General features: G+C 68.7%; 26 protein-coding genes. 11 read left to right on the top strand and 15 right to left on the bottom strand.

Annotation, left to right across the window (positions count from 1 at the left end; translation table 11 throughout):
• The 3 genes from bioD to NFL01S_RS24790 form a co-directional block, all read right to left on the bottom strand.
• Positions 1–732, bottom strand: coding sequence for a dethiobiotin synthase (gene bioD, locus NFL01S_RS24780; RefSeq protein ID WP_062978687.1), 732 nt, complete (start codon positions 730–732; stop codon positions 1–3).
• Positions 729–1,895 (bottom strand): 8-amino-7-oxononanoate synthase, encoded by a 1,167-nt coding sequence (locus tag NFL01S_RS24785; RefSeq protein ID WP_062978688.1) that lies wholly within the window; start codon positions 1,893–1,895, stop codon positions 729–731. The genes bioD and NFL01S_RS24785 overlap by 4 nt, the downstream gene beginning before the upstream one ends.
• Positions 1,896–1,978: 83 nt before the next feature.
• Positions 1,979–2,566 carry a TetR/AcrR family transcriptional regulator C-terminal domain-containing protein gene (locus NFL01S_RS24790; protein ID WP_062978689.1) on the bottom strand — a complete coding sequence of 196 codons (588 nt, stop codon included), beginning with the start codon at positions 2,564–2,566 and terminating at the stop codon, positions 1,979–1,981.
• A 148-nt stretch (positions 2,567–2,714) separates the two neighbouring features.
• On the opposite strand from NFL01S_RS24790, the gene bioB reads away from it, so the two are divergent.
• From bioB to NFL01S_RS24810, 4 genes are all read left to right on the top strand, one after another.
• Positions 2,715–3,743 carry a biotin synthase BioB gene (gene bioB / locus NFL01S_RS24795; RefSeq protein WP_062978690.1) on the top strand — a complete coding sequence of 343 codons (1,029 nt, stop codon included), beginning with the start codon at positions 2,715–2,717 and terminating at the stop codon, positions 3,741–3,743.
• A gap of 32 nt (positions 3,744–3,775) precedes the next feature.
• Entirely contained in the window at positions 3,776–4,003 is a 228-nt protein-coding gene (gene bsaP / locus NFL01S_RS24800) for a biotin synthase auxiliary protein BsaP (RefSeq protein WP_062978691.1), read from the top strand.
• A 59-nt stretch (positions 4,004–4,062) separates the two neighbouring features.
• On the top strand, positions 4,063–4,728 hold the full coding sequence (locus tag NFL01S_RS24805; RefSeq protein ID WP_062978692.1) for a DUF2567 domain-containing protein: 666 nt from the start codon (positions 4,063–4,065) through the stop codon (positions 4,726–4,728).
• A gap of 146 nt (positions 4,729–4,874) precedes the next feature.
• On the top strand, positions 4,875–5,405 hold the full coding sequence (locus tag NFL01S_RS24810; protein ID WP_062978693.1) for a DUF1353 domain-containing protein: 531 nt from the start codon (positions 4,875–4,877) through the stop codon (positions 5,403–5,405).
• Positions 5,406–5,442: 37 nt separating this feature from the next.
• Here the strand turns inward: NFL01S_RS24810 and NFL01S_RS24815 are convergent, their stop codons facing one another.
• Positions 5,443–6,204: an NUDIX hydrolase gene (locus tag NFL01S_RS24815; RefSeq protein WP_062978694.1), complete on the bottom strand. Its 762-nt coding sequence runs from the start codon at positions 6,202–6,204 to the stop codon at positions 5,443–5,445.
• Between the two features lie 64 nt (positions 6,205–6,268).
• Between NFL01S_RS24815 and nadA the strand changes: the two genes are divergently transcribed.
• From nadA to nadC, 3 genes are all read left to right on the top strand, one after another.
• The gene (nadA, locus tag NFL01S_RS24820) at positions 6,269–7,324 is read left to right on the top strand and encodes a quinolinate synthase NadA (protein WP_062978695.1); all 1,056 of its coding nucleotides are present in this window, start codon (positions 6,269–6,271) and stop codon (positions 7,322–7,324) included.
• A gap of 371 nt (positions 7,325–7,695) precedes the next feature.
• Entirely contained in the window at positions 7,696–9,606 is a 1,911-nt protein-coding gene (locus NFL01S_RS24825; RefSeq protein WP_084493229.1) for an L-aspartate oxidase, read from the top strand.
• A 106-nt stretch (positions 9,607–9,712) separates the two neighbouring features.
• The gene (gene nadC, locus NFL01S_RS24830; protein WP_062978696.1) at positions 9,713–10,573 is read left to right on the top strand and encodes a carboxylating nicotinate-nucleotide diphosphorylase; all 861 of its coding nucleotides are present in this window, start codon (positions 9,713–9,715) and stop codon (positions 10,571–10,573) included.
• Between the two features lie 110 nt (positions 10,574–10,683).
• Here the strand turns inward: nadC and NFL01S_RS24835 are convergent, their stop codons facing one another.
• Positions 10,684–11,181: a DUF4254 domain-containing protein gene (locus NFL01S_RS24835; protein ID WP_062978697.1), complete on the bottom strand. Its 498-nt coding sequence runs from the start codon at positions 11,179–11,181 to the stop codon at positions 10,684–10,686.
• Between the two features lie 755 nt (positions 11,182–11,936).
• Between NFL01S_RS24835 and NFL01S_RS24845 the strand changes: the two genes are divergently transcribed.
• Positions 11,937–12,800, top strand: a complete 864-nt coding sequence (locus NFL01S_RS24845; protein WP_062978699.1) for an arylamine N-acetyltransferase family protein — start codon at positions 11,937–11,939, stop codon at positions 12,798–12,800.
• 173 nt (positions 12,801–12,973) lie between these two features.
• A complete protein-coding gene (locus NFL01S_RS24850) occupies positions 12,974–13,438 on the top strand; it encodes a MarR family winged helix-turn-helix transcriptional regulator (protein WP_062978700.1) in 465 nt (154 codons plus the stop codon).
• A gap of 9 nt (positions 13,439–13,447) precedes the next feature.
• Here NFL01S_RS24850 and NFL01S_RS24855 read toward each other — a convergent pair whose 3' ends face one another.
• Together NFL01S_RS24855 and NFL01S_RS24860 are read right to left on the bottom strand one after the other, a co-directional pair.
• A complete protein-coding gene (locus tag NFL01S_RS24855; protein ID WP_062978701.1) occupies positions 13,448–14,086 on the bottom strand; it encodes a GNAT family N-acetyltransferase in 639 nt (212 codons plus the stop codon).
• A gap of 29 nt (positions 14,087–14,115) precedes the next feature.
• Positions 14,116–15,294, bottom strand: a complete 1,179-nt coding sequence (locus NFL01S_RS24860) for a winged helix DNA-binding domain-containing protein (RefSeq protein WP_062978702.1) — start codon at positions 15,292–15,294, stop codon at positions 14,116–14,118.
• 131 nt (positions 15,295–15,425) lie between these two features.
• Here NFL01S_RS24860 and NFL01S_RS24865 point away from each other — a divergent pair, with 131 nt between their 5' ends.
• Positions 15,426–16,400, top strand: a complete 975-nt coding sequence (locus NFL01S_RS24865) for an alpha/beta hydrolase family protein (protein WP_062978703.1) — start codon at positions 15,426–15,428, stop codon at positions 16,398–16,400.
• Positions 16,401–16,412: 12 nt separating this feature from the next.
• Here NFL01S_RS24865 and NFL01S_RS24870 read toward each other — a convergent pair whose 3' ends face one another.
• Positions 16,413–17,207, bottom strand: a complete 795-nt coding sequence (locus NFL01S_RS24870) for an SDR family NAD(P)-dependent oxidoreductase (protein WP_062978704.1) — start codon at positions 17,205–17,207, stop codon at positions 16,413–16,415.
• Positions 17,208–17,259: 52 nt separating this feature from the next.
• Here NFL01S_RS24870 and NFL01S_RS24875 point away from each other — a divergent pair, with 52 nt between their 5' ends.
• On the top strand, positions 17,260–17,658 hold the full coding sequence (locus NFL01S_RS24875) for a MerR family transcriptional regulator (RefSeq protein WP_062978705.1): 399 nt from the start codon (positions 17,260–17,262) through the stop codon (positions 17,656–17,658).
• 57 nt (positions 17,659–17,715) lie between these two features.
• Here the strand turns inward: NFL01S_RS24875 and hisH are convergent, their stop codons facing one another.
• The 7 genes from hisH to NFL01S_RS24910 all read right to left on the bottom strand — a co-directional run bounded on the left by hisH (position 17,716) and on the right by NFL01S_RS24910 (position 24,359).
• Complete coding sequence (gene hisH / locus NFL01S_RS24880) at positions 17,716–18,345, bottom strand: imidazole glycerol phosphate synthase subunit HisH (RefSeq protein WP_062978706.1); 630 nt, start codon at positions 18,343–18,345, stop codon at positions 17,716–17,718.
• A gap of 105 nt (positions 18,346–18,450) precedes the next feature.
• On the bottom strand, positions 18,451–19,086 hold the full coding sequence (gene hisB / locus NFL01S_RS24885) for an imidazoleglycerol-phosphate dehydratase HisB (RefSeq protein ID WP_062978707.1): 636 nt from the start codon (positions 19,084–19,086) through the stop codon (positions 18,451–18,453).
• A gap of 20 nt (positions 19,087–19,106) precedes the next feature.
• Positions 19,107–20,237, bottom strand: a complete 1,131-nt coding sequence (locus NFL01S_RS24890) for a histidinol-phosphate transaminase (RefSeq protein ID WP_062978708.1) — start codon at positions 20,235–20,237, stop codon at positions 19,107–19,109.
• On the bottom strand, positions 20,234–21,571 hold the full coding sequence (hisD, locus tag NFL01S_RS24895; protein WP_062978709.1) for a histidinol dehydrogenase: 1,338 nt from the start codon (positions 21,569–21,571) through the stop codon (positions 20,234–20,236). Before hisD ends, NFL01S_RS24890 begins: the two co-directional genes overlap by 4 nt.
• A gap of 84 nt (positions 21,572–21,655) precedes the next feature.
• The gene (locus NFL01S_RS24900; RefSeq protein ID WP_062978710.1) at positions 21,656–22,087 is read right to left on the bottom strand and encodes a hypothetical protein; all 432 of its coding nucleotides are present in this window, start codon (positions 22,085–22,087) and stop codon (positions 21,656–21,658) included.
• 39 nt (positions 22,088–22,126) lie between these two features.
• Complete coding sequence (locus NFL01S_RS24905) at positions 22,127–22,729, bottom strand: maleylpyruvate isomerase family mycothiol-dependent enzyme (protein WP_062978711.1); 603 nt, start codon at positions 22,727–22,729, stop codon at positions 22,127–22,129.
• Between the two features lie 46 nt (positions 22,730–22,775).
• Entirely contained in the window at positions 22,776–24,359 is a 1,584-nt protein-coding gene (locus NFL01S_RS24910) for a serine/threonine-protein kinase (RefSeq protein WP_245670861.1), read from the bottom strand.
• Between the last annotated feature and the right edge of the window lie 2 nt (positions 24,360–24,361).

Raw genomic sequence — 24,361 nt, forward strand, 5'->3', positions numbered from 1 at the left:
CTAAGCAGTGAGCGTGCGCGGCTCAGGCCGAAATGCCTGATCGCCGTCGGATATCCCCGGGTACCGCCGTGCCCAGGTCCGGGTGAACCAGCCGGGCGCGGCTGCCCGGAACCGCGGCGGTGCCCACGAGCCCGCGCCCGCGGGAAGAGTTCCGACGATTGCAGTCCCGGTGACTCGCGGCAGGTCGGTGCGATTGGTCCGGGTCGCCAGATCGGGGTGTTGCGGCCAGGAGCCCACCACCAGGCCGGCGCACGGTACACCGGCCTGTGCCAAGGTCCGGATGGTGAGTTCGCTGTGGTTGAGCGTGCCCAGGCCCGGAGCGGTCACCACCAGTACCGGTGCCGCGAGCTCGCGGGCGAGGTCGAGCAAGGTGAACTCGCCGAGCCGCACCAGCAGGCCGCCGGCGCCTTCGACCAGTGTCAGGTCTGCATCGTCGAGAGCGGCTATGGCGGAAACGGTTTCGGTCAGGGTGAGGGGTGGGGCGCCGCACCGGCGGGCGGCGGTATCAGGGGCAAGCGGGTCGGGATAGCGGGCCAGTTCGAGCGTCCGGGTCACCCCGGAGAGCGCGGTGATCGTGGCGAGATCGCCGGGTTCGGCGGCCGCGACACCGGTTTGAGCGGGTTTGCAGACCGCTACGGTGCGGCCGGCGGCGTGGGCGGTGGCCGCGAGGGCGGCGGTGGTGACGGTTTTGCCGACCTCGGTGGACGTGCCGGTGACGAACAGCATGGTCATGCGGGCACCACCGCGGTGTTCCGTGCGTGCGCCAGCACCGGGATCAAAATCTCTGCCAGGGTTTCGAGATCGGCGGGGGTCAGATCGGCGCGGGCGGTGAGGCGGAGCCGGGAGGTGCCCTCGGGAACCGACGGCGGCCGGAAGCACCCCACTTCCACGCCTAGTTCGCGGCAGGTGCATGCGGCGTCGTGGGCGATCTGCGGGTCACCGAGGAGAATCGGGACTACCGCCGAATCCGGTGCCGGTACCCCGGCGATCCGGGCGATCTCGGCGGCGCGATCCAGTACCCGGCGCCCGAGCCCCGGCTCGCGGCGCAGAATCCGCAGCGCAGCGCGGGCGGCGCCGACGGCGGCGGGTGCCAGCCCGGTATCGAAGATCATGGTGCGTGCGGTGTCGATGAGATGGGCGCGCACCCGTTCGTCGCCCACAACCGCACCGCCCTGGGCGGCGAGGGCTTTGGACAGGGTCAGGGTGACGATCACGTCGGGTTCGCCCGCCAGCCCGGTTTCCTGGACGAGGCCGCGCCCTCCGTGGCCGCGCACGCCGAGTCCGTGTGCTTCATCGACGAGCAGGAGGGCGTTGTGGTTGCGGGTCACGCGGTGCAGTTCGGCCAGCGGCGCCAGATCGCCGTCGGCGCTGAACACGGAATCGGTGAGTACGAGGGCGCGCTCCTCGGTGCGGTCGGCCAGTAGCCGGGCGACGGCGGCAGTGTCGCGGTGCGGTGCGATCGCCACCCGGGCGCGGGAGAGCCGGCAGGCATCCACGAGGGAGGCGTGGCACCCGGCGTCGGAGACGATCAGCGAACCCCGGCCGGTCAGCGCGGTCACTGCGCCGAGGTTGGCGGCGTAACCGGAGGAGAAGACCAGGCCGGCCGGGAATCCGGTGAATTCGGCCAGTTCGGCTTCCAGGAGTTCATGGTCGGTGGTGGTTCCGGTGACCAGGCGCGAACCGGTCGACCCGGCGCCCCAGCGCTGTACCGCCTCGATGGCTCCGTCGCGAACTTCCGGGTGGCCCGTGAGGCCCAGATAATCGTTGGAGGCGAGGTCCAATGCCGGTGAGTCCGCGGTGCGCGGGCGTAGATGCCGTCGTAGTCCGGCGGTCGCGCGGTTCGCCGCATGGTCGTCGAGCCAGGCCAATGGGTCCGAGGTCACGCCAGGCACCATACTTGAACGCCGTTCAAGGTTGCTATGGGTTCCGGTGTTCGGCGTAACAGGGCCGGGGTGTCAGGGTGTGGATGTGCGGACGGTCAGCGGATTTCCGCGCCCAGCCGGTGCCGGATGCCGGCGGTGAACAGTTGGAGTCCGAAGTCGAATCGGGCGGTCGGGTCGGGATCTTCCGCGGGCTCGGGGGAGCTGGGGGTGGGCAGGGCTCCGGCCGAGTCCATCTGCATCCGGGACTGTTCGTCGACGGTGTGGCCCAGCACGTAGTAGAGCAGCGTGTAGGCGGCGAGTTCGGCCTGTTCGCGGGGCATGCCGGCGCGTATCGCCGCGCCGGCGATACGCTCGCGGCCTTTGCTGGTGGTCAGGCGGGAGGCGTAGGTGGCGGATACCAGTTCCGCGCCGTCGCGATAGGCGAGCAGGCAGTTGCGCAGCCGGTGCGCCAATTCGGTCATCGCCCCCGGCCAGTCGCTCGCGGCGACGGGGTGTTCCATCGGGGCCAGGATCCGGTCGGCGACCGCGCCGAGCAATGCCTGTTTGTTGGGGAAGTGCCAGTACAGCGCGCCGGGCTGGACGTTCAGTGAACCGGCGAGCCGGCGCATGGTGAGGTCGGCGAGTCCGTACTGGTCGAGGATGGTGAGGGCTCCGTCCACGACATCGTCTCGGTGTAGCTGCACAGTCGGTCCTCCCGGTGGCTTCGATACCGTCCCTGACGCTACCCCAGCCTGAACGCTGTTCAATCTTTGCCGTTACCCTGTCCTGAACGCTGTTCAAGTTCGGTGTGCCGGCCCGCAGCCGGACACCTCCCGACGAAGGGATTCGCCAGTGACCCAGGCCACCGTCACCACTCAGGCATCCGCGGACGATGTGCTGACCGTTGCGCGGGAACAGGTGCTCGAGCGCGGTATCGGGCTGTCCCGGGAGCAGACCCTGGGCGTGCTGCGCCTCGCGGACGACCGGCTCGAGCAACTGCTCGAACTCGCACACGAGGTCCGGGTGAAATGGTGCGGCCCGGAGGTGGAGATGGAGGGCATCATCAGCCTCAAGACCGGCGGCTGTCCGGAGGACTGCCATTTCTGCTCGCAATCGGGGCTGTTCGCCTCCCCGGTCCGGGCGGCCTGGCTCGATATCCCGAGCCTGGTCGAAGCTGCCAAACAGACCGCTAAGACCGGAGCCACCGAATTCTGCATCGTCGCCGCCGTTCGTGGCCCCGACGAACGGTTGATGGCACAGGTGGCCGCGGGAGTGGAGGCCATTCGCAACGAGGTCGACATCCAGGTCGCCTGCTCGCTCGGAATGCTCACCCGGGATCAGGTCGACCGGCTCGCCGCGATGGGCGTGCACCGCTACAACCACAACCTGGAAACCGCCCGCTCCCACTTCCCGAATGTGGTCACCACCCATACCTGGGAGGAACGCTGGGATACCTTGCGAATGGTGCGGGAAGCCGGGATGGAGGTCTGCTGCGGCGGAATTCTCGGCATGGGCGAAACCCTCGAACAGCGCGCCGAATTCGCCGCCGATCTCGCCGCACTCGCACCCGACGAGGTGCCGCTGAACTTCCTCGATCCGCGCCCCGGCACGCCGTTCGGCGACCTCGAGGTCCTGCCCGCCGCGGACGCCCTGCGTGCTGTGGCCGCCTTCCGGCTCGCATTGCCCCGCACCATCCTGCGCTTCGCCGGCGGCCGTGAGATCACCCTCGGCGACCTGGGCGCCCGCCAGGGCATCCTGGGCGGAATCAATGCCGTGATCGTCGGCAACTACCTGACCACCCTGGGGCGCCCGGCCGAACAGGACCTCGACCTGCTGGGCGAACTCCGGATGCCGATCAAGGCACTCAACGAGACATTCTGATCGGCGGCGTCAACCGCGGAAGGCGGCCTCGGATGAGTACTGTCGGCGATATGGACGAGCGCTACAACCCGTTCACGGGCACGCGGGTCGTGCCCGGGCAGGACGAGCCGGCCTCCCGGGCCGTGGCACTGGGCCTGGAACCGCCGCGATTCTGCGCGCACTGCGGGCGCCGGATGGTCGTGCAGATCGATCCGGGCGGCTGGCGGGCGCGTTGCTCGCGGCACGGGGTCCTCGATTCTGCGTGCGCGGAGAGGCGGTAGCAGTGCCCGGGTCACGCGGGGGCGGAGCCGGGGCGCGCCACGGTGGAGCGCGTAAGGAGATGCGTGCCGCGGCGGTGCTGCTGGCCGCCGTGGTCGCGCTGAGCGTGCTCGCCGGCGTGGTCTGGGGCCTGCTGGTGCCGACCGAACTGGTGCTGGTGGTCGAACCGGGCCGCGGCGCCACACTGGTGGGGGAGAGCCTGCACAGGTTCGACGCCCTGGCGATCTTCGCCGGTCTGGGCGCAGTGACCGGTGTGCTGTCCGCGGCCACGGCCTGGCGGTGGCGGCGGATGCGCGGCCCCATCCAGCTCGTCGGGCTGCTGCTGGGCTCGGTGGCCGGGGCGTGGGTCATGGCGTGGATCGGGGAAACGGTCAACTCCTGGGACAACCCGCGGCCCGACGATCCGCCGGTGGGACAGATCGTGTCGTTGCCCGTCGGCCTGGAAAGCCCGCTCACACTGCTGGTCCAGCCGATGACCGCGGCGCTGGTCATCCTGATGCTGGCCGGGCTCAGCACGACAGAAGATCTCGGTAGCGGATTCATGAGCCCCTTCGGAGAATCGCGTCCCCAGCCGTATGCGGAGCCGGAGTACTCGGATTACGACCAGGCTTTCTACCCCGGTGAACCGTCTACGCGGGTGCCGGCCAACGGCACCGCGGAACCCGGCGCCCAGGTGCCGGCCGGCGGCGAAGGCGCGCTGTCGCCGCAGGAGTCGCCGCCGCGGTAGGCGCTGTATTTCCTGCTCCACACTCGTTCGGTTCTCGCCGGCCGAGTCCGGTCCCGCGTAGCGGGACCGCGTGCTATCCGCCGCGCTGCCCTGTCCTGCCCGTCGTAGGCTGACTGCGTACGGGAGGACGACAGAGAGAAGACGTCGTGGGGTTCACCAGTTCACTCGTGGTCGAGGAGATCGACGGGGAGTTCTGGAAGGTCAGGGAGCCGCTGACCTATCAGGGTGCGGACGAAGTATTCGAGATTCCGGCGGATTTCCGCACCGATTTCGCGTCGGTGCCACGACCGCTGGTATGGCTGATCCCGCGCTACGGGGTGTACACACGTGCTGCGATTCTGCACGATTTCCTGGTGCGCACCGAGCGGGTCAGCCGGGCCGATGCCGACGGCATCTTCCGGAGGACGCTGCGGGAATGCGATGTCTCGCGGCCGCGGCGCTGGATGATGTGGGCGGCAGTGCGGCTGGGCGGCGGGTTGCGGGGGATATCGCCTGCGGCGTTCGCGGTGTTCCTGCTGATCGCGGTGCCCTCGGTCATCTTCCTGGCGATACCGACCGTTGTCGTCACGGTATTCCTGGTGCTGTTCTGGTGCGTCGAACTGATCGCTTGGGTCGTGGATCGTTTCGTGCCACCGGACCGACGCACCCGCGTGCCGCGCCCGCAGATGCGCACCTGATTGCCCGCTCCGGTGGCGCCGTTGGCGCGGTGACCGATCAGATGCGCGGGCGTAGCGCCGCGAATTCGTCGGTGACCCGCAGGTCCGAATCGGTGAAACGGTAGACCGACGCCGGCCGGCCACCCGCCCGGCCGGGTGTCGCGGTATCGCCGGTGGGCGTAATCACCTTGCGGCGACTCAGAACTCGCTGCAGATTCGTGGTGTCCACATCGTAGCCCAGTGCGGCGCAATAGATCTCACGCAAGGTCGACATGGTGAACCGGTCCGGCGCCAAGGCGAACGAGATGTTGGTGTAGGACAGTTTCGCGGCCAGGCGGGTGCGGGCGTGCTGCACCACGGTCCCGTGGTCGAAAGACATTTCCGGGAGCGCGGAGACCGGATGCCAGCGGGTATCGGACGGGAGTTGCGGGTCGGCGGTGAGTGGTACCAGGCCGAGGTAGGCCGAGGCGATCCGGCGCGGGCCGGGTACCCGGTCCGGGGCGCTGAACACCGACAGTTGCTCGAGGTGGTCCACCTCGCGCACATCGACCTTTTCGGCCAGTTGGCGGCGGGCCGAGGTGTCGAGGTCCTCGTCGTTGCGTAACCGGCCGCCGGGTAGCGACCAGGTGCCCTGCTGTGGGTCGAGTGCCCGTTGCCAGAGCAGGACGGCGAGTTCACTGCGCTGTCCCGGCGGCCGGCGGTCGGTCATCCCGTCGTGACCGCTCTCACCTGCGGTGATATTGGCGGGGAAGCGGCGAACCTGGAACACCGCGGTGAGCGATTCATGGATGGTGCTAAACTGGTCCACGTTTTCGATCATAAGTCGAAAACCTGGTTGAGTGCGAATCGGCAGGGTTGCCGAGTGCACGAAGGAAGGAGCGACCATGGCGACGATGGGAGCAGAATTGGCCCCGGCGCCGGGTACCGCACTGCGGGAACGGATCGTCGACGGGCCCACGGGCTATACCGGGGTGGAGGCGACACCGGAATGGGCAGCCGAGGTGAAACGCCTCGCGCGGCAGCGCAACGCGACCATTCTCGCGCACAACTACCAGCTCCCGGAGATCCAGGACGTGGCCGATCACGTCGGCGACTCCCTGGCGCTGTCCCGGATCGCAGCGGAGGCCCCCGAAGGCACGATCGTGTTCTGCGGTGTGCATTTCATGGCCGAAACCGCCAAAATCCTGAGCCCGGAGAAAACCGTGCTCATCCCCGATCAGCGGGCGGGCTGCTCGCTGGCCGATTCGATCACCGCCGAAGACCTGCGCGACTGGAAAGCCGAACACCCCGATGCGGTCGTGGTGTCCTACGTCAACACGACCGCGGCCGTGAAGGGCCTGACGGATATCTGCTGCACATCCTCCAACGCCGTGGACGTCGTGGCCTCCATCGCCCCGGACCGCGAGGTGCTGTTCCTGCCCGACCAGTTCCTGGGCGCGCACGTCAAACGGGAGACCGGCCGCGAGAACATGCACATCTGGATGGGCGAATGCCACGTCCACGCCGGGATCAACGGTGACGAACTCAACGATCAGGCGCGCGCCCACCCCGACGCCGAACTGTTCGTGCACCCCGAATGTGGCTGCGCGACCTCGGCGCTCTACCTGGCCGGCGAAGGCGAATTCCCGGCCGACCGGGTGCATATCCTGTCCACCGGCGGCATGATCGACGCGGCCCGCACCGCCAAGTCGAACCAGGTACTCGTGGCGACCGAGGTCGGCATGCTGCACCAGTTGCGCAAAGCCGCGCCGGATATCGACTTCCAGGCCGTGAACGACCGCGCCGCGTGCAAATACATGAAGATGATCACCCCGGCCGCGCTGCTGCGCTGCCTGGAGGAGAACCGCGACGAGGTGCACGTCGACCCGGAAACCGCTGCCAAGGCACGCCATTCGGTCCAGCGCATGATCGAGATCGGGAACCCCGGCGGCGGGGAATGACGCGGATTCCGGATACCGCGGACGCAAACGGCCGCTCGCGTCCGATGCCCGACGGGCGTATCCGTCCGTCCGGTAGCCGGGCGGATACGCCGACTCGGCGGTCGCATCCGCCGTATGAGCAGATAAGAGCGGTGCAAGGGTGGGCCGGCCCGCTCAGTGGGCGTGGCACGGGCCGGGCAGGCAAGCCGTCCAGCCCGGCCATCGGCCGAGCTCACCGCGAGATCCGACCGGCTCGGTGCCCGAGCGGTATCCCGGTGCACGGCGCGAGTGTGCCGGGCCGCGGAGCGGGGAGAACGGTCGATACATGAGCTGGTCCGGTTACCGGCTGTGCCGGCGATCCGTCGGTGACCGCCCGGGCAGTGGAGGACACGATGACTGGTGAACCATGGAATCCGGCGTGGGAAGAGCGCGCGGACCTGGTCGTGATCGGCGGCGGTGTCGCCGGGCTCACCGCCGCGCGCGCCGCCTCGCGCCGGGGTCTGCGCGTGCTGATTCTGAGCAAAGGCGGACCCAGCGATACCGCCACCCAATACGCGCAGGGTGGTATCGCGGTGGTCGCTCCGCAGGGCGATTCGGTGGACTCCCATGTCGCCGACACCCTCGCCGCGGGCGGCGGACTGTGCGACCCCGCCGCGGTGCGATCCATCGTGGAAGCGGGCCCCGATGCCGTCGCTGCACTGACCGATCTCGGCGCGGTGTTCGACCTCGGCCGCGACGGTCAGATCTCCCGGACCCGCGAAGGCGGGCACAGCACGCGCCGCATCATCCACGCCGGCGGCGATGCGACGGGCGCGGAAGTGCAGCGGGCACTGTCGGCGGCCGGTCTACCGGTGCTGTTCGGGACGGCCGTACTCGATGTAGTCACGGACGAGTCGGGTGTTCAGGGGGTCGTCGCGGTCTCCGGCCGGGGTACCGGTGTTGTGCATGCCCCGGCGGTACTGCTGGCCACCGGCGGCCTCGGCCAGTTGTACGCGTTGAGCACCAACCCCGCTGGAGCCACCGCGGACGGTGTCGCGCTGGCGTTGTGGGCGGGTGCGGCGGTGGCGGATCTCGAATTCGTGCAATTCCATCCCACAGTGCTGTACTCACCCGGCGGCCTCGGCCGGCAACCGCTGATCAGCGAGGCGGTGCGCGGTGAGGGGGCGGTACTGGTCGACTCCCGTGGTGATTCGGTGACCGCCGGGGTCCATCCGCGCGGCGATCTGGCGCCCCGGGACGTGGTTTCGCGGGCGATCGCCGCGCGGCTGCGGGAGCTGGGCGAGGACCACGTCTACCTCGACGCCCGCGCGGTCCCCGATTTCACCGTCCGGTTCCCCACGATCACCACTTCTTGCCGGGTCGCCGGGATCGACCCGCGCCGCGACCTCATTCCGGTGGCGCCCGCCGCGCACTACCAGTGCGGGGGAGTGGTCACCGACCTGCACGGCCGTACCGGCGTACCGGGGTTGTATGCGGCCGGAGAGGTCGCGCGCACCGGGTTGCACGGTGCCAACCGGCTCGCCTCCAACAGCCTGCTCGAAGGTCTGGTGATGGGTGAACGGGCCGGTCTGGCGGCGCTCGAGCGGCTGGGCGAACCGGCATTCGTGTCCGGCCGGTGTTTCGTGGATCGTCCCGCGCTCCCGCGGGCACTGGTCCAGCGGACGATGACAGAACACGCGTCGGTAGTGCGGGACGGGCGAGGTCTCGCGCAGGCCACGGCCGTCCTCGAGGCCGCAATCGGCCGGGACGCGCGGTTACCCGCCGGCAGTGTCGAGGAGGAATCGCCGGTCATCGTGCCGATGTCCCCGGAATCCTCGTCGGCCTCGATAGCCGGTCGATCGCCTGTTTCCCCGGCAGAGGTGATCGCGCGTTTCGAAGGTTCCGCACTGACGGTCACGGCTCGCGCCGTACTGCTGGCGGCCGCTGCGCGTACCGAAAGTCGCGGCTGTCATACCCGCGCCGAACAACCTGTGCCGCAGGGGGATTCGGCCGAGGCCACGGTGGTGTGCCTGGATGGTTCAGGCGCCCCGTATCTCGCCGCAACCGCTGTGGGCTCCCCGGATGTTGTCGTGCACGGACCCGGTGTGCCCACCCACGCCGGTGGTGGTACCGGCCCGGCCGATGTCCCCGAGGGCATGCGCCACCGAGTGCCGGATGATCCGGTGCTGCGCTGTCGCGGTGCCGGGGATGTGGGTCCTGCAACCGGTGCCGCGAGTATCCGGGGCTTGCCCGCCGCAATGCCCGACGCCGGGATTCCCGCAGGTGCTACCGCCGGGACAGGACCAGCGGAGGCGCCCTCGTGATCGGCTCGGACCGAGCCCGGGGTCGTACCTGTTGCGTGCGGGTTCCGGGCCCGCGCGGCAGCCGGGATCACCCGCCGCAGGCGAAGACGGAAAAGAGGAGTACACAATGACTTTGGACCCCGGGCTGGACATCGACGCGATCCGCGGCCTCATCCGCACCGCGCTCGACGAGGATCTGCGCTACGGCCCCGATATCACCACCGCCGCCACCGTCCCCGCGGATACCGTCGTGAAGGCCGCCGTCGTCGCGCGTCAGCCCGGCACCGTGGCCGGTATCGATATCGGCCTGCTCGTTCTGGACGAAGTGATCGGCGCCGAGGCGTACGAGATCACCGAACGTATCCCCGACGGCTCCCGTATCGCAGCCGGCGATTCCGTACTCGGTGTCGTCGCCCCGACCCGGGGCCTGCTCACCGCCGAACGCACCATGCTCAACCTCCTGTGCCATCTGTCCGGTATCGCCACCGCGACCGCCGCCTGGGTGGACGCCGTGGCCGGCACGAACTGCCGGATCCGCGACAGCCGCAAAACCCTGCCCGGTCTGCGCGCCCTGCAGAAATACGCGGTCCGGGCCGGCGGCGGCGTCAACCATCGCATGGGCCTGGGCGACGCGGCGCTGATCAAGGACAATCACGTCGTCGCCGCGGGGTCGGTGGTGAACGCCCTGCACGCCGTCCGCGCCGCCGCCCCTGATATCGACTGCGAAGTGGAGGTGGACAACCTCGACCAGCTCGACGCGGTCCTGGCCGAGAACGTCCAGCTGGTGCTGCTGGACAATTTCCCGCTCTGGCAGACCCAGGCCGCCGTTCAGCGCCGCAACGCCGCCGCCCCGGAGACGAAACTCGAATCCTCGGGCGGGCTCACCCTGGACATGGCCGCGGACTACGCCCGAACCGGTGTCGACTATCTCGCCGTAGGAGCCCTCACCCACTCCGTTCGGGTTCTCGACCTGGGCCTCGATATGTAGACCATCCCGCCGGGCACCGGCAGGGGACGGTCACCGCGACGCGCGGCACCATCGCTATGAAACAGACAGGCGCGCTCGCTGCGCACCTGTACCGGTGTCTGCGGGGGTGGTCAGTGGGCCATCGACGGCACGCAGTTCCGCCGGGCCTTCACGTCGGCGATGAGGTTGTTGTAACCGCCGACCAGTTCCGCCAACCGGAGCCAGTCCGTCTGCGTCGCACCACGGGTCATCGGCACCGGAACGGCGGCGCGGTTGGCCTGAGCCCATGCCTGAGCCAGTCGATCGATCACGAAACCGAGCGATTCGGGTTCGCGGCTCGCCTCGTTCCATCGGGCCGGCAGGTACCGGATCGACCACTCGTCGATCTCGCCCACCAATTCGGCGCGGCGTCGATCGAGATCGATGAGTGGTGCACGGCTGGTGCCGCCGGTGCGGCAGACATGGAGGTTCACCAGGCAGCGTGCTGCCCGGTAGAGCTCGTGATCTCGAAACGTGCCCCCTTGGAACACTCCCAGCAACTGGACCGCGGTCGGAAGTTCCCCGGGAAGCGGGCCATCCAGCGTGGTCGGTTGAGCGTCGGCCGGCAGACGTGTGTCCTCCTGCAACATTCCCTGACTCCTGGTCTCAGTTGTTACGCCCCACAGGAAAGTTCATCCACAGGGACTGTAACCGACAACCTCTGACTCGGCTACGGAAAACGCAATATTGCATCCTCAATTTGCCGACCGCGTGATCGGGTAGGTGGCAACTTATCAGCTAATCGAGGGTTCTGGCCGGCTATAGGCCTGGGGTGATCACACCGGGACGCCGGGTTCGGCAACCCGGCCGCAACAGCGATTCGGTCACTCGCTCGGCGATATGACGTCATCGACGCTGTGCGCGCGGAATCCGGGGAGGGTGAGGCCGAGGGGTTCGGTGCCGATGTCAGGTCCGCCGGCTTGTACTACGCGGCCGCCGGGTTCACGGTGTGTGTCCGATCGGAGGCGCTGCCGCCGGCCGCGGCGACCCCGTCGACCACGGGCAGGGCTTGTGGAGAAACACGGGCCGAAAGCCGCCTATGAGCTCACGGCATCGGGGCTGGCGCTCAGCGAAGCCCTCCAGCCACTGTGGGACTGGTCCGAGTCCTGGGCTCGCGGTGATTCCGGCGGTGTGTGGACGCGAGGTAATGCGAAATGACGCGGAACGCTGATCGAACCGACGGCCTGTGGGGCGCCCGGCTCGGTCTCGGCGACGCACCTTCCGGTGGCCCGGGCAGTGCATAAACCAGAGGCCGACCGGCTGGACTGTGACGAGGTCCCGGAGGGAACATATGCGGGCCGAGCACGGTTGCTGGTATCGATACCGGGCGAAAACGAGGAGTGCCATGCCGAAGCCGGCCGACGCGGCATATCACTGGAACGGCGACCAGGTGGATCTGGAGCTGTACCTGCACAGGATCGGATACTCCGGACCGCGTACGGCCACGTCGGCAGTGCTGCGGTCACTGGTAGCCGCCCATACGACTTCCATCCCGTTCGAAAACCTCGAGGCGGTATTGGGCCGGCCGGTTCCGCTGGACCTGGAAACTTTGCAGGACAAGCTGTTACGGCAGCGCCGGGGTGGTTACTGCTACGAGAACGTCACGGTGTTCGCGGCGGTGCTGGAGCGGCTGGGGTTCGGGGTGACCGGACTGTCCGGGCGGGTCACGATGGGAGCGGACGGGTTGCGGCCTGCCACCCATGCGTTGCTGCGGGTCACCACCACCGATGACGACCGGATATGGATCGTCGACGTCGGGTTCGGAGCGGGTCCGGCCGAACCCTATGCGCTCGCCGACAGCCCGGCAGAGTTCCCGCTCGGTGAATGGCGGTTCAGGCTGGCCCGTGAATTCGGCGAGCTGGAGACCGAGCAGTGGGTGCTGCACCAGTTTGCGAAGGACGGGTGGGTCGACCGCTACACCTTTACCCTGGCCCCGCAGTACCGGGTGGATTACGAGGTCGGTAACCATTTCGTCGCCACTTCGCCGCGGTCGCCGTTCACCCGGCGGCCGTTCGTACAGCGTTTCCATCCCGACGCCCACCATATTCTCGACGGCCGCGTCCTGACCACCGAACATCCCGACGGGTCCGGCCGGTCGCGGGAACTGGAACCTGCGGAACTGCCGGAAATATTGGCGAAAGTATTCGATATCGAACTATCCGACGAGGACACCGCGGCGTTGCTTCGCGCCCCATGGGCACTGGACTGACTGCCGCTTCCAGCGGTCGACGACGCCAGTGATCCGGCTCGTGGCGAAACGAGCCGGATCCCCGGCATACATGCCGGCCGCCGGCTCAGGTCATCGGCCACAGCGGGGCCGGGGTGCGTCCAGCGAGGCAGGTTTCGTGGGTACTGCCAACGGATGGTTGCTAGATTGCCGGTATGGAAGCCGCGCACCAGGGGGCAGCGGGCAGGCTGCGCAGTCTGCCGACGCGACTGATCAACCAAACGGCGCTACTCGCAGACCGGGCGACCGAACAGGCGATGGCCGGTACGGGCTCGCGGCGGTACCACTACGCGGTGCTGACCACGCTGCGCGAACGCGGTGCCGGCAGTCAGGCCGAACTCGGGCGCCGCACCGGAATCGATCGCAGCGATATCGTCGCCGTCCTGAACGACCTGGTGGCCAGGGGGTTCGTGGACCGCGCCGCCGACCCGAATGATCGGCGGCGCAATATCGTGAATCTGGCCGATCCCGGCCGGGAACATCTTCGGGAACTGGACCGCAAGCTGGACCTTGCACAGAAGGATCTGCTCGCCGCCCTGTCCGTCGCGGAGCGCCGCACCCTGGTCGGCCTGCTGGGCCGCATACTCGACGATCACGCGACCCGGTCGGCGAAGAAGTAGGCCGGGCGATCAGCAGCTGCGGACCATGGTCTGCTGGTGGACCCGTTTGCCCTGGTAGCGCATCCCCGGCACCGGCGGTGTCGATCCGTGCGGGGCAAAGCCCATCCGTTCGAAGAACCGGACGGCCCGGGTGTTCTCGACCAGTGTCTGCAGAAAGCAGCCGGGGGAACCCACCGAGCGGAGCCGTTCGAACCAATGCTCCATCAGGGCGTCCGCCGCGCCGGAGCCGCGCGCCTCTGGCACCACATTGATGTGCAGATGCGCGGGCCAGCGCGGATCGTGGATTTCGCCGGCGGCCGGTGTGCGGCGGATTGCCGCGCTCGCGGCATCGAATGCGCTGCGGGCGAAGAACAGAACCGGCCGGCGGTGCCGGATCAGGCGGTGTGTCCGGATGGCGTCCGCGATTCGCCGGTCCTCGCTCGGGAAAGAATCCGTGTCCACGCAGCCGGTGAGGTAACCGAGTAGTTCGCCCTCGGATTCGGCCAGGAACAAGGAGTCGGGTTCGTGGTCCATATAGGGATCGAGGTATATCTGCGCCTCGGATTCCGGGTGCCCCCACAGGGTTTCGGTCGGCGAACCCTGACCGGCCCGTAGTGCCAGCTGCCGCACTGCCGGTCTGTCCCGTTCCTCGAACGTTCGGATTCGCATGGGAACAATCTATCTCGGTGCGCGGCCGGTCAGGCGGTGAGTTCCCGTTCGAGGGGAGTGCGGAAGCGGGGGACCGGCCGGAGCTCGCCGTACCAGCCGGCCGCGCGCTCGGCCTCGGCGGCGACGAGGCCCCGGGCATCGGCCCCGATATCTTCCAGCAGGCGGGTCACGATCTCGCCGTCCTTGCGTTGCGCCCAGCCGCCGACGATCCGGCCGTCGAACCAGATGCTCGGCCCGATATTGCCGTTGCGATCGAACAGTTGTTCCTTGTGTTCGCCCAGGTACCAGTCGCGGGACTGCCAGCCCATCGGTGTGGGGTCCAGTGCGGGCAGTAGGGCCGCCCAGGGGTGCGGTGGCGGGACCGGGTCGAGATCGTCGGCGAGCAGCAGCCCGGTGGTGCCGTCGAGATCGACCTCTACCGTGTCGAGCCGGGCCAGTGTTGCGCGGACCTGGCCCAGCGTCCACCCGGTCCACCATTTGATATCGCCGATCGGGGCGGGGCCGAACGTGTGCAGCCAGCGGCGTACCAGTTCGGTGCGGGCAACGCCTGCGTCGAGATCGTCGATCGGAACGGACAGCCAGGACTCGATCGGCGCCCACGAGTACTGGCTGCTGGACCAGCTGCCGCCGGGCCGGGCGCGGACGATCCGCCCCTCGGTGCCGAGCAGTAACAGCACCCAGGTGGTGATGGAGGTCGGTTTGGAGTACGACTTCTCCGGGTTCGTATTGATCTGCGTGCGCAGGGCAGGGACGTCCTTGCTCAGCTGGGCCCCCGTGGCGCTGCCCCGGGCCAGGAGCGCGCGATGGGTCTCGTCGGCGACGGCGGCCAGCCACGCCTCCGGATCGCCGTCACCGATACCGGCGTCGGCCAGATACTTCGCATAGGTGCGGCGTTGCCTGGTGGCCAGTTCGGTGGCGCAGGAGGCGTGCAGTACGGGCGCCAGCTCGACCGGTGCTACGAACATGGTGCGCCGCATCGCCAGCATGCGCAGCAGCGCGCGGTCCTCGTACAGTGCGCGCTCCACCTGCGCGGGACCGATTCCGGTGCCCCGTGCGGCCACCGAGAGGTGCACGGTGGCCGGATCGGTGGCGTGCAGCACCACCAGGGAGCGCGCGATCTCGGCGACGTCGCCGCTGCGATATCCGGCCGCGAGCCGGTGCCGGATTCCGAGCCGTGCCCGCCGCTGCTCGGTGGTGAAGGCGTACATGAGGCGGATGGTAGCCGGGCCCACCGACACCTACGGCGGCATACGTACGCAGGCACAACCTGTACGCGAATTGCCGACGGGCCCAGCCGAGTTCCCGCTCTTTCGGCCTAAAGCATGGAAATATTCCTGTTATGAGCAGACGTGCACTGAGCTATCTGGCCGGGTTGCTGCTCCCGGCCTTGACGGCGACCCTGCTGGCCGCCGCCCCCGCGGCCGCGATCGATGCCTGCTCGGTGCATACCCGCCCGATCGCGATACCGGTCGACGGTGAACGGGCTACCGGCCTGGTGTACGAGCCGCAGGGCTGTGTGGTGGGCAACGCCCTGGTGGTGGCGGCACATGGGCACAAGGGTTCCGCGGCCCAGTACGCCGAGTACCTGATCTCGATCGCCGCCCGCACCGCGACCCCGATCCTGTCGATGGATCTGCGCGGTAGCCCGCAGTGGCCGACCGGCGACTGGAATCTGTGGGCCGGTTGGCGCGATCTGGTGGCCGGCACCCAGTGGTACAAGGGCGCGAATCCGCGAGTGACGCGCACCGTGCTGTGGGGTTGGAGCCAGGGCGCCATGACCTCCGGCCTGGCGGCCGCCTACGGCCCCGCCAGTTTGTTCGACTACTGGGTCGACACCTTCGGCCCGTCGGATCTGTTCACCCACTACCAGGGTCCTGCCGCCGACTATCCCGCGCTACAGGCCCAGATCAAGCGGGATGCCGGTGGGTGTGTCCCGGCCGTCTGCCCACTTGCCTATGCCGAACGCTCCCCGGCGCTGCAGGCCGGCCGGATGAACATCCGGCACGCCTTCCTCGTCCACGGCACCGCCGACGAGGTGGTGCCCTATGCGGCCAGTATGCAGATGCGGGCCGCCCTCATGCTGGCCGGTAAACCGAGCACCATGTACTCCATCGTCAGCGGTCGCACGCTGGACGGCGTGGTGGAACCCGGCCGCCACAATGTCGGCCCGGCACTGTTCGAAGCGGGATGTGTGGTCGAACGACTGCTCCTGGGCACCGAACCCCTCGACGGCAACCGCGACTTCCTGGTCGATGTGGCCGCCGGTGTCGTTGCGGCACCCCCGGCCCCGCCCAACGCGAAATGCGCGGCATAACGTTCGAGCCGTTCAGACCACCGAATACCCGCCGTCGACACCGAGCACCTGCCCGGTGATCCAGGAATCCGGACGTGCCAGCGCGACCACCCACTCGGCTACTTCGCCGGGGTGGCCCCGCCGGCCCAGCGGGATCTGCGCGGCTTCCTGCACTTTCACCTGTTCGGCCTCGGCGGCGGACAGCCCCATACGGTCCAGTGCTTCGCTCTCGGTCGGCCCCGGCGCCACCGCGTTCACCCGGATACCGGCATCCGCCAGTTCCACCGCCCAGCTCCGGGTCAGCTGTTCCAGCGCGGCTTTCCCTGCCCCGTAGTGGCTGATACCGGGCGCCGTCTTGGCGCCGAAAGTGCTGGAAACGTTGACCACCGCGCCGCCACGGACGCGGAGATACGGCAGGGCGGCCTGTGTCACCAGGGTCGGTCCCAGAACGTTGGTGGCCCACATGCGCAGGGCATCGTCGGGATCTATCTCGTCCAGCCGCGCCGCGATACCGAACCCGGCATTGTTGACGACCACGTCTAGCCGTCCGTTCATATCCTGTGCAGCTCGGACCATGGCGGCGGCGTCGTGGGGATCGGAGACGTCACCGACGTGGATGCGCAGGGCCGGCGACCGGCGTGCGGTGTTCTCGAGCGCCGGCCGCCGCCGGCCGGTCACCACGACATCCATCCCACGGTCGGCCAGCGCCACCGCCACGGCGGCCCCGATCCCGGATCCGCCGCCGGTGACGAGGGCGGTGCGGCCGGACAGGTCACCGTAGGGCCGGCTGCCCGGGGAGGAATGGTGTAGGGGGGAATCAATTGCCATGGCACCGACGCTAAACAGTGACACAGGTGTCAAGAGCAAATCCGGAGGCGATATGCGTATCGGTGAACTGTCACGGCGGACCGGTGTGAGCCGGCGCTCCCTGCGGTACTACGAACAGAACGGGCTGCTCCGGTCCGGTCGCAGCGCCAACGGCTGGCGGGAATACGACGAATCCTGTATCGGTCGAGTGCGTAAGATCGCCGATCTGTTGCGGCGGGGACTGACGATGGAAGGAATCGGACAGCTCGACGCCTGCCTCGATCTGTCCGATATGGACACCTGCGACGACCCCGGTCATGCCCTCGAGATCTACCGGGCCCGGCTGGCCGTCCTGGACGACCGGCTCGAACGCCTGCACGAGCATCGCACGAACCTCATGGAGACACTCGGCGAATTGGAAGTGGCGCAATCGCGCGTGCCGGGCCCGGCGACGGCGCCCGGACGGGTCTGACCGACAGCCGGGGCCTGCCCGGCGCGTACGGGTGCCCCGCCGGCCGACAGCCCGGGGTCAGAGGGATTTCACCCAGTTGGACAGCAGCTGGGCGCCCGCGTCACCCGACTTCTCGGGGTGGAACTGGGTGGCCGAGAGTGCGCCGTTCTCCACCGCGGCCAGGAAGCGGCTGCCATGTTCGGTCCAGGTGAGCTTGGGGGCGGCGAGGTGATCGCTGAGCGGCAGCTCCCATGACCGGGCAGCGTAGGTGTGGACGAAATAGAAACGGGTGCCGGCGTCCATACCCGCGAACAGCACGCTCTCTGCAGGGGCTTCGACGGTGTTCCAGCCCATATGCGGCAGGACCGGGGCATCGAGTTTGTCGACGGTCCCGGGCCATTCCCCGCAGCCCTCGGTTTCCACACCGAATTCGACCCCGCGGTCGAACAGGATCTGCATACCCACGCAGATCCCGAGCACCGGCCGGCCACCGGCCAGCCGCTGACCGATGATGCGCTCACCGCGGACCTCCCGCAGGCCCGCCATACAGGCCGCGAAGGCGCCGACGCCCGGGACCACCAGCCCGTCCGCCGCCAGCGCCGCCTTGTGGTCGGCAGTCACTTCGACCTGCGCGCCCGCCCTGACCAGGGCGCGTTCAGCGGAGTGAAGATTGCCCGAGCCATAGTCCAGCAGAACAACCGAAGTCAACGTGCTTCCTCCCTGGGAAGTGCATGGTCACCGGATTCACCGGAGCGAAGGCGCAGATATCGCATCACGGTGCCGAGTGTCGTTCAGGGCGGGCGCGGTACACCATCACAGCGCCCCCTTGGTGGACGGCACGACGCCCTGCACCCGCGGATCCGGTTCGACGGCGGCGCGTAAGGCCCGGGCGACCGCCTTGTATTCGGCTTCGGTGACGTGATGCTGATCGCGGCCGTAGAGCACCCGTACGTGCAGGGCGATCCGGGCGTTGAGTGCGATGGATTCGAAAACGTGCCGGTTGAGCACCGTCGAATACGGTGCGCCGGGATCGTTACGGCCGCGTACCGGTGCGCCGGGGATCACGGCGTGCAGCAGATGATCGGGTTCGCCGGTGTGCACGCAATAGGGGCGGCCGGAGACGTCGACGGCGGCATGCGTCAGGGTTTCGTCCATCGGGATGTAGGCGTCGCCGAAGCGGCGGATGCCTTTCTTGTCGCCGAGCGCCTTGCCGAGTGCCTGGCCGAACACGATGGCGGTGTCTTCGACCGTATGGTGTGCCTCGATCTCGATATCGCCCTCGGCGCGCACCGTGAGGTCGAAACTGGCGTGAGTGCCGAGCGCGGTGAGCATATGGTCGTAGAACGGGACACCGGTGGAGATATCGGTCTGCCCGGTGCCGTCGAGGTTCAGTTCCACCACGATGCCGGATTCCTTGGTGGTGCGCTCCACTCGCGCGGTTCGGTTCATGCTCACTTCCGGTTGTCGCTTCAGTTCTGCGCGGTCAGTTCGGTGGCGGCCAGTTTCGCGCTGACCCGCAGGAATTCGTCGTTCTCGGCGGCCAGCCCGATGGTGGTGCGCAGATGGCCGCGGATTCCCACGTCCCGGATGAGGACACCTTCGTCCAGGTAGTGCTGCCAGGCCCGGGGCGCGTCGTGGAAGGTTCCGAACAGCAGGAAGTTCGCGTCGCTGGGCACCACATGGAAACCGAGGGCGGTCAGTTCCCGGGCGACCCGGTCGCGCTGGGCGGCCAGTTCCGCGACGCTCGCCAAGGTTTCGCCGGCATGCCGCAGGGCGGCGCGCGCCGCGGCCTGGGTGACCACCGACAGGTGATACGGCAACCGCACCAGTAGCAGGGCGTCGATCACCGCGGGGGCCGCGACGAGGTAGCCGAGCCGGCCGCCGGCGAAGGCGAATGCCTTGCTCATGGTGCGGCTGACCACCAGTTTCGCCGGGTAGCTGTCGATGAGACCGATCGCGCTGGGTTGTGCGGAGAATTCGCCGTAGGCCTCGTCCACGATCACGATCCCCGGGGCGGCCTCGAGGATCCGGGCCAGCTCCGCGGCCGGGATGCTGTGCCCGGTCGGGTTGTTGGGGCTGGTCACGAACACCACATCGGGCCGGCGATCGGCGATGGCAGCCACGGCGGCGTCGATATCGATGGAGAAATCGGCGGACCGTTTCGCCTCCACCCACTCGGTGTCGATGCCCTCGGAGATGATCGGATGCATCGAATACGACGGGACGAAACCCAGTGCCCGCCGGCCGGGTCCGCCGAAGGCCTGCAGCAGCTGCTGCAGGATCTCGTTGGACCCGTTGGCCGCCCAGACATTCGCCGCGTCCACCGCGATACCGGTCTGGCGGGTGAGGTAGGCGGCGAGATCGGTGCGCAACCCCACTGCATCGCGGTCGGGATAGCGGTGCAGATCGGCGGCCGCCGCGCGCACCGCCTCGGCGAGATCCGCCACCAGCGCCGACGTCGGCGGGTGCGGGTTCTCGTTGGTGTTGAGCTGGACGGGAACGCTGAGTTGCGGTGCGCCGTACGGGGATTTACCGCGCAGGTTCTCCCGTAACGGCAGCGCGTCCAGCCCGATCCCGGCGCCGGGGACCTGCGCGCTCATGACAGTGCCTCGAACCGGGCGCGTACGGCCTGCCCGTGGGCGGGTAGATCCTCGGCGTCGGCCAGCGCCACCACATGTCCGGCGACATCCTTCAACGCCGCCTCGGTGTAGTCCACGACGTGGATACCGCGCAGGAAGGTCTGCACGCTCAGCCCGGACGAATGCCGGGCGCAACCGGCAGTGGGCAGGACGTGGTTGGAGCCGGCGCAGTAGTCGCCGAGGCTCACCGGGGCGTAGGGCCCGACGAAGATCGCGCCCGCGCTGCGCACCCGGGCGGCGACCGCGGTGGCCTGTGCGGTCTGGATCTCCAAGTGCTCGGCGGCGTAGGCGTTCACCACCCGCAGCCCCTGGTCGATATCGTCGACCAGCACCGTGCCGGACTGGGCGCCGCGGAGCGCCGCGGTTACCCGTTCGGCATGTTTCACGACGGTCAGCTGTGTGGTCAGGGCCGCATCGACGGCATCGGCGAGGGCGGGGCTGTCGGTGACCAGCACACTCGCGGCGAGCACATCGTGTTCGGCCTGGCTGATGAGGTCGGCGGCCACATGTACCGGGTCGGCGGTGGCGTCGGCGAGGATCGCGATCTCGGTGGGGCCGGCTTCGGCGTCGATCCCGACCAGGCCGCGGCACAGCCGTTTGGCGGCGGTGACATAGATATTGCCGGGACCGGTGATCAGATCGACGGGGGCCAGATCGGCACCGTCGGTATCGGAGCCCCCGTAGGACAGCAGGGCGACCGCCTGCGCGCCGCCGACGGCCCACACCTCCTCGACACCCAGCAGCCGGGCCGCGGCCAGCACGGTCGGATGCGGCAGCCCACCGAACTGTTCCTGCGGCGGCGAGGCCACCACCAGTGATTCCACCCCGGCGGCCTGCGCGGGTACGACGTTCATCACGACACTGGACGGGTACACGGCGTTACCGCCGGGCACGTACAACCCGACCCGTTCGACCGGCACCCAGCGTTCGGTGACGGTGCCGCCGGGAACCACCTCGGTGGTGGTGTCGGTGCGCCGCTGATCCGCGTGCACGGCACGGGTCCGCGCGATCGCGACCTCGAGCGCCGCCCGCACCGCCGGATCCAGTCCGTCGAGGGCGGCAGCCAGCTCGGCGGCGGGGACGCGCACGGTTTCCGGGGTCACCCCGTCGAACTTCGCGCCGAATTCCAGGGCTGCGGCCGCGCCGCGGTCCCGGACCGCCTCCACCACCGGCCGCACCTGATGTAGTACCGAGTCCACATCGACCCCGCCGCGCGGCAGCGCGGTGCGCAGCTGCGCGGTGGTGGGCGTGCGGCCGCGCAGATCTACGCGGGCGAGCTCGATACGGGATGTCATGGTGGTATCGGTCCTTGTGCAGCGGCTGAGTACGACAGCACCAGGGTATCGGGCCGATACCAGTGGTTATCCGCGTGGTCCGGCTCAGGCGATCCGGGTGTAGACGATATCGAGCTGGTGCTCCCAGGTCCGCGGGTCCAATTCGGCGTCCGAGCGCTCCCAGGTGGCTCGGAATATGTTCCCGGACTCCTCGAGATTGCCGGTCAGCCGCTGGGAATCGCCGGGGGCGTCGCGCCAGATCCGCCACAGCGGCCCGGTGAGCGCGCCGTTGTAGATCCGGCGGGCACCGGCGCTGTCGTGCTGCAGGACCTTCAGCCGTTCCGGGTAGGCGTCATCGGTACCGACAACCCAGGTCCGGGCGATCGCCGGCTCGGGTACCGTCAGCCGGACCAGCAGGAAGGCGTCGCCGTCCAGCCACTCGATGGTGGTGTGGCCGACCATATCGGGGAGCTGTTCGCTGGTCGTCCTCCACTCGCCGATCATCGCCGCCATGGCGACGAGTGCCGAATCGGTCATCTGCGCGTCTCCCATCGGTGAAGCGGACTTCCGGATGTTTCAGCTGCAGCGGCGGCGCAGTTCCCCGACGCCTTCGCCGTCGAGTTCGTCGAGGACCACGGGCCGGCCCACCATCGCCAACGCTAGCGCTTCACCGCGCCCGCGGACGGTAGGCCCCGATCCCTTGACCCAGTCGAAATCTGTCGCGACGAACTGTAACCCTCCGGTGAGGCGTCCGGGGCGCGCGAACGGGTCGGGATGGTCGAGTACGGCCTTCAACCGGTCGGTGGGGATTTCGCGGCGCCGGCCCAGGGGCCGCCGGATGTCCTGTTGGTGGATCAGTAGATCGGCCAGCCCCAGTCGTGGCCACAGCCGCGATACCGTGCGTGGGGCGGATTCGAATTCGGCCAGCAGTTCCGCCGGTGTCCGGCGCGATCCCTCGGCGGCCATGGCGTTGTTGACGCCGTCGATGGAGAAGCGGTTGCGCGCGGCGATACCGGCGTACTCGGTGAGCGGGATCGCGTCGTAGCGCAGATGCCCGACCAGTTCCCGTACCCGCCAGCCGGTGCACAGTGTCGGCGCGTCCCATTCCTCGTTCCCCAGGCCGCGCAGCAGAGCGGTGAACTCGGCTCGCTCGGCGGCGAGCATCCCCCGAATATTCATGTCGCACACGATAGCCCGGCTGCGGGCGGGGAGTTCGGGTTACGGATCAGCGAGTATCGCTGTCGATGAGCAGCGACCCGCCCGAATGCACGACCCGCAGTATCGGATTACGGGTCTGGCCACCGTAGCTGAGGTTGTTCACCCGCATATCCACCGAGCCGTCGGGGTTGTTGCCCTTGAAGGCCTCGATGCGGCTGAAACTCTGCACGGTCCGGGTCGACCAGTACTGTTCGAATTCCTGCCGGCTGCCGTAGGCCTGTTGTGCGGCCGGAGTCAGCAAGGACCACGAACCCGCCGGATTCATGTAGAACTGCTCGAGCAGCTGGCCGGCCTGGACCCATTCGACCTGTCCGGTACTGGGCGTGCTGCCCAGCGCGGGGGCGGCCGCCGCCGTGGTCCCGGGTGTCCGGGGTGCCGACGAGGTCACCGAGGTACCGGCCTGCGCGGATCCGCCGTCGCCGGAATCCGAGGAACTGAACCACAGCACACCACCGACCACTGCCGCCCCGGCGATACCACCGATGAGCACCGCTCGCCGTACCCCGCCACCGGAGCCTTCCGGAACGGGCTGGGTGGTGGTGGGGGGATGATTCGGAGCCCGCCGCGAGGGGCGGTCGCCGTTTCCGTCGTGGCCGGCCTCCGCGCGGGGTTCGGCCCGCCGGCGTGGAGCCGGGGCGGGCGCGGCGCCGCGGGTGCGGCCGGGGACCGGTGTTTCCATCGTGCTGACGGCGGCTCCGCCGGAGTGCCCGTTGCGATCGAAGGCCTCGCGCGCCGGGACGAACCCGGCATGCTCGGAATTCGCGCCCGGATATCCGGCGAATTGCGCCAGTTGTTCGCGGGCCTCCTGCATCGTGGGTCGCAGCCGCGGATCGGCTTCCAGCAGGTCGAGTAGGAAATCGGTGGCCGGGCCGGCGTTCTGGGGCTCGCTGACCTGGCCGTTGGCCGCGGCATACAGCACTTTGAGCGGGTTGCCGGACCCGAAGGGTGGTTCCCCTTCGAGGGCGTGGAACAGCGTCGCGCCCAGGGCGAACACGTCCGCGGCCGGGGTCGGATCCGCGCCCCGCGCGACCTCGGGTGCCAAGTAGGCGGCGGTTCCGCAGATCAACCCGGTCTCGGTGAGCGTCACATCGCCGGTGGCACGCGAGATCCCGAAATCGGTGATCTTGACGGTGCCGTGATCGTCGAGCAGGACATTGCCCGGTTTCACATCGCGATGCACGATCCCGGCCTGATGCGCCGCGATGAGTGCCGCCGCGACCTGTTCCCCGATCCGCGCGACCTGCGGCAACGGCAGCGGCCCCTCGGAGGACAGCACCTGTGCGAGGCTGCGCGACTTCATGTACTCCATCACCAGGCACGGATCGCCGCCGTGTTCGGTGATGTCGAACACCACGATGGCATTCGGATGCTGGAAACGAGCCGCGTTGCGGGCCTCGCGGGTGGCGCGCTGGCGCAGCACATCACGCTCGGCAGGTGGCAGGCTGGGCTTTATATGGATCTGTTTGATCGCCACCGACCGTTGCAGACGTTCGTCGACGGCACGCCAGACCACGCCTGTGCCGCCGCTACCAATCTGCTCGACCAGGCGGTAGTGATCCGCGATCAACTGACCGGTATCGATGGCGCCCACTC

Source organism: Nocardia flavorosea NBRC 108225, from assembly GCF_001613385.1.
GTDB lineage: Bacteria > Actinomycetota > Actinomycetes > Mycobacteriales > Mycobacteriaceae > Nocardia > Nocardia flavorosea.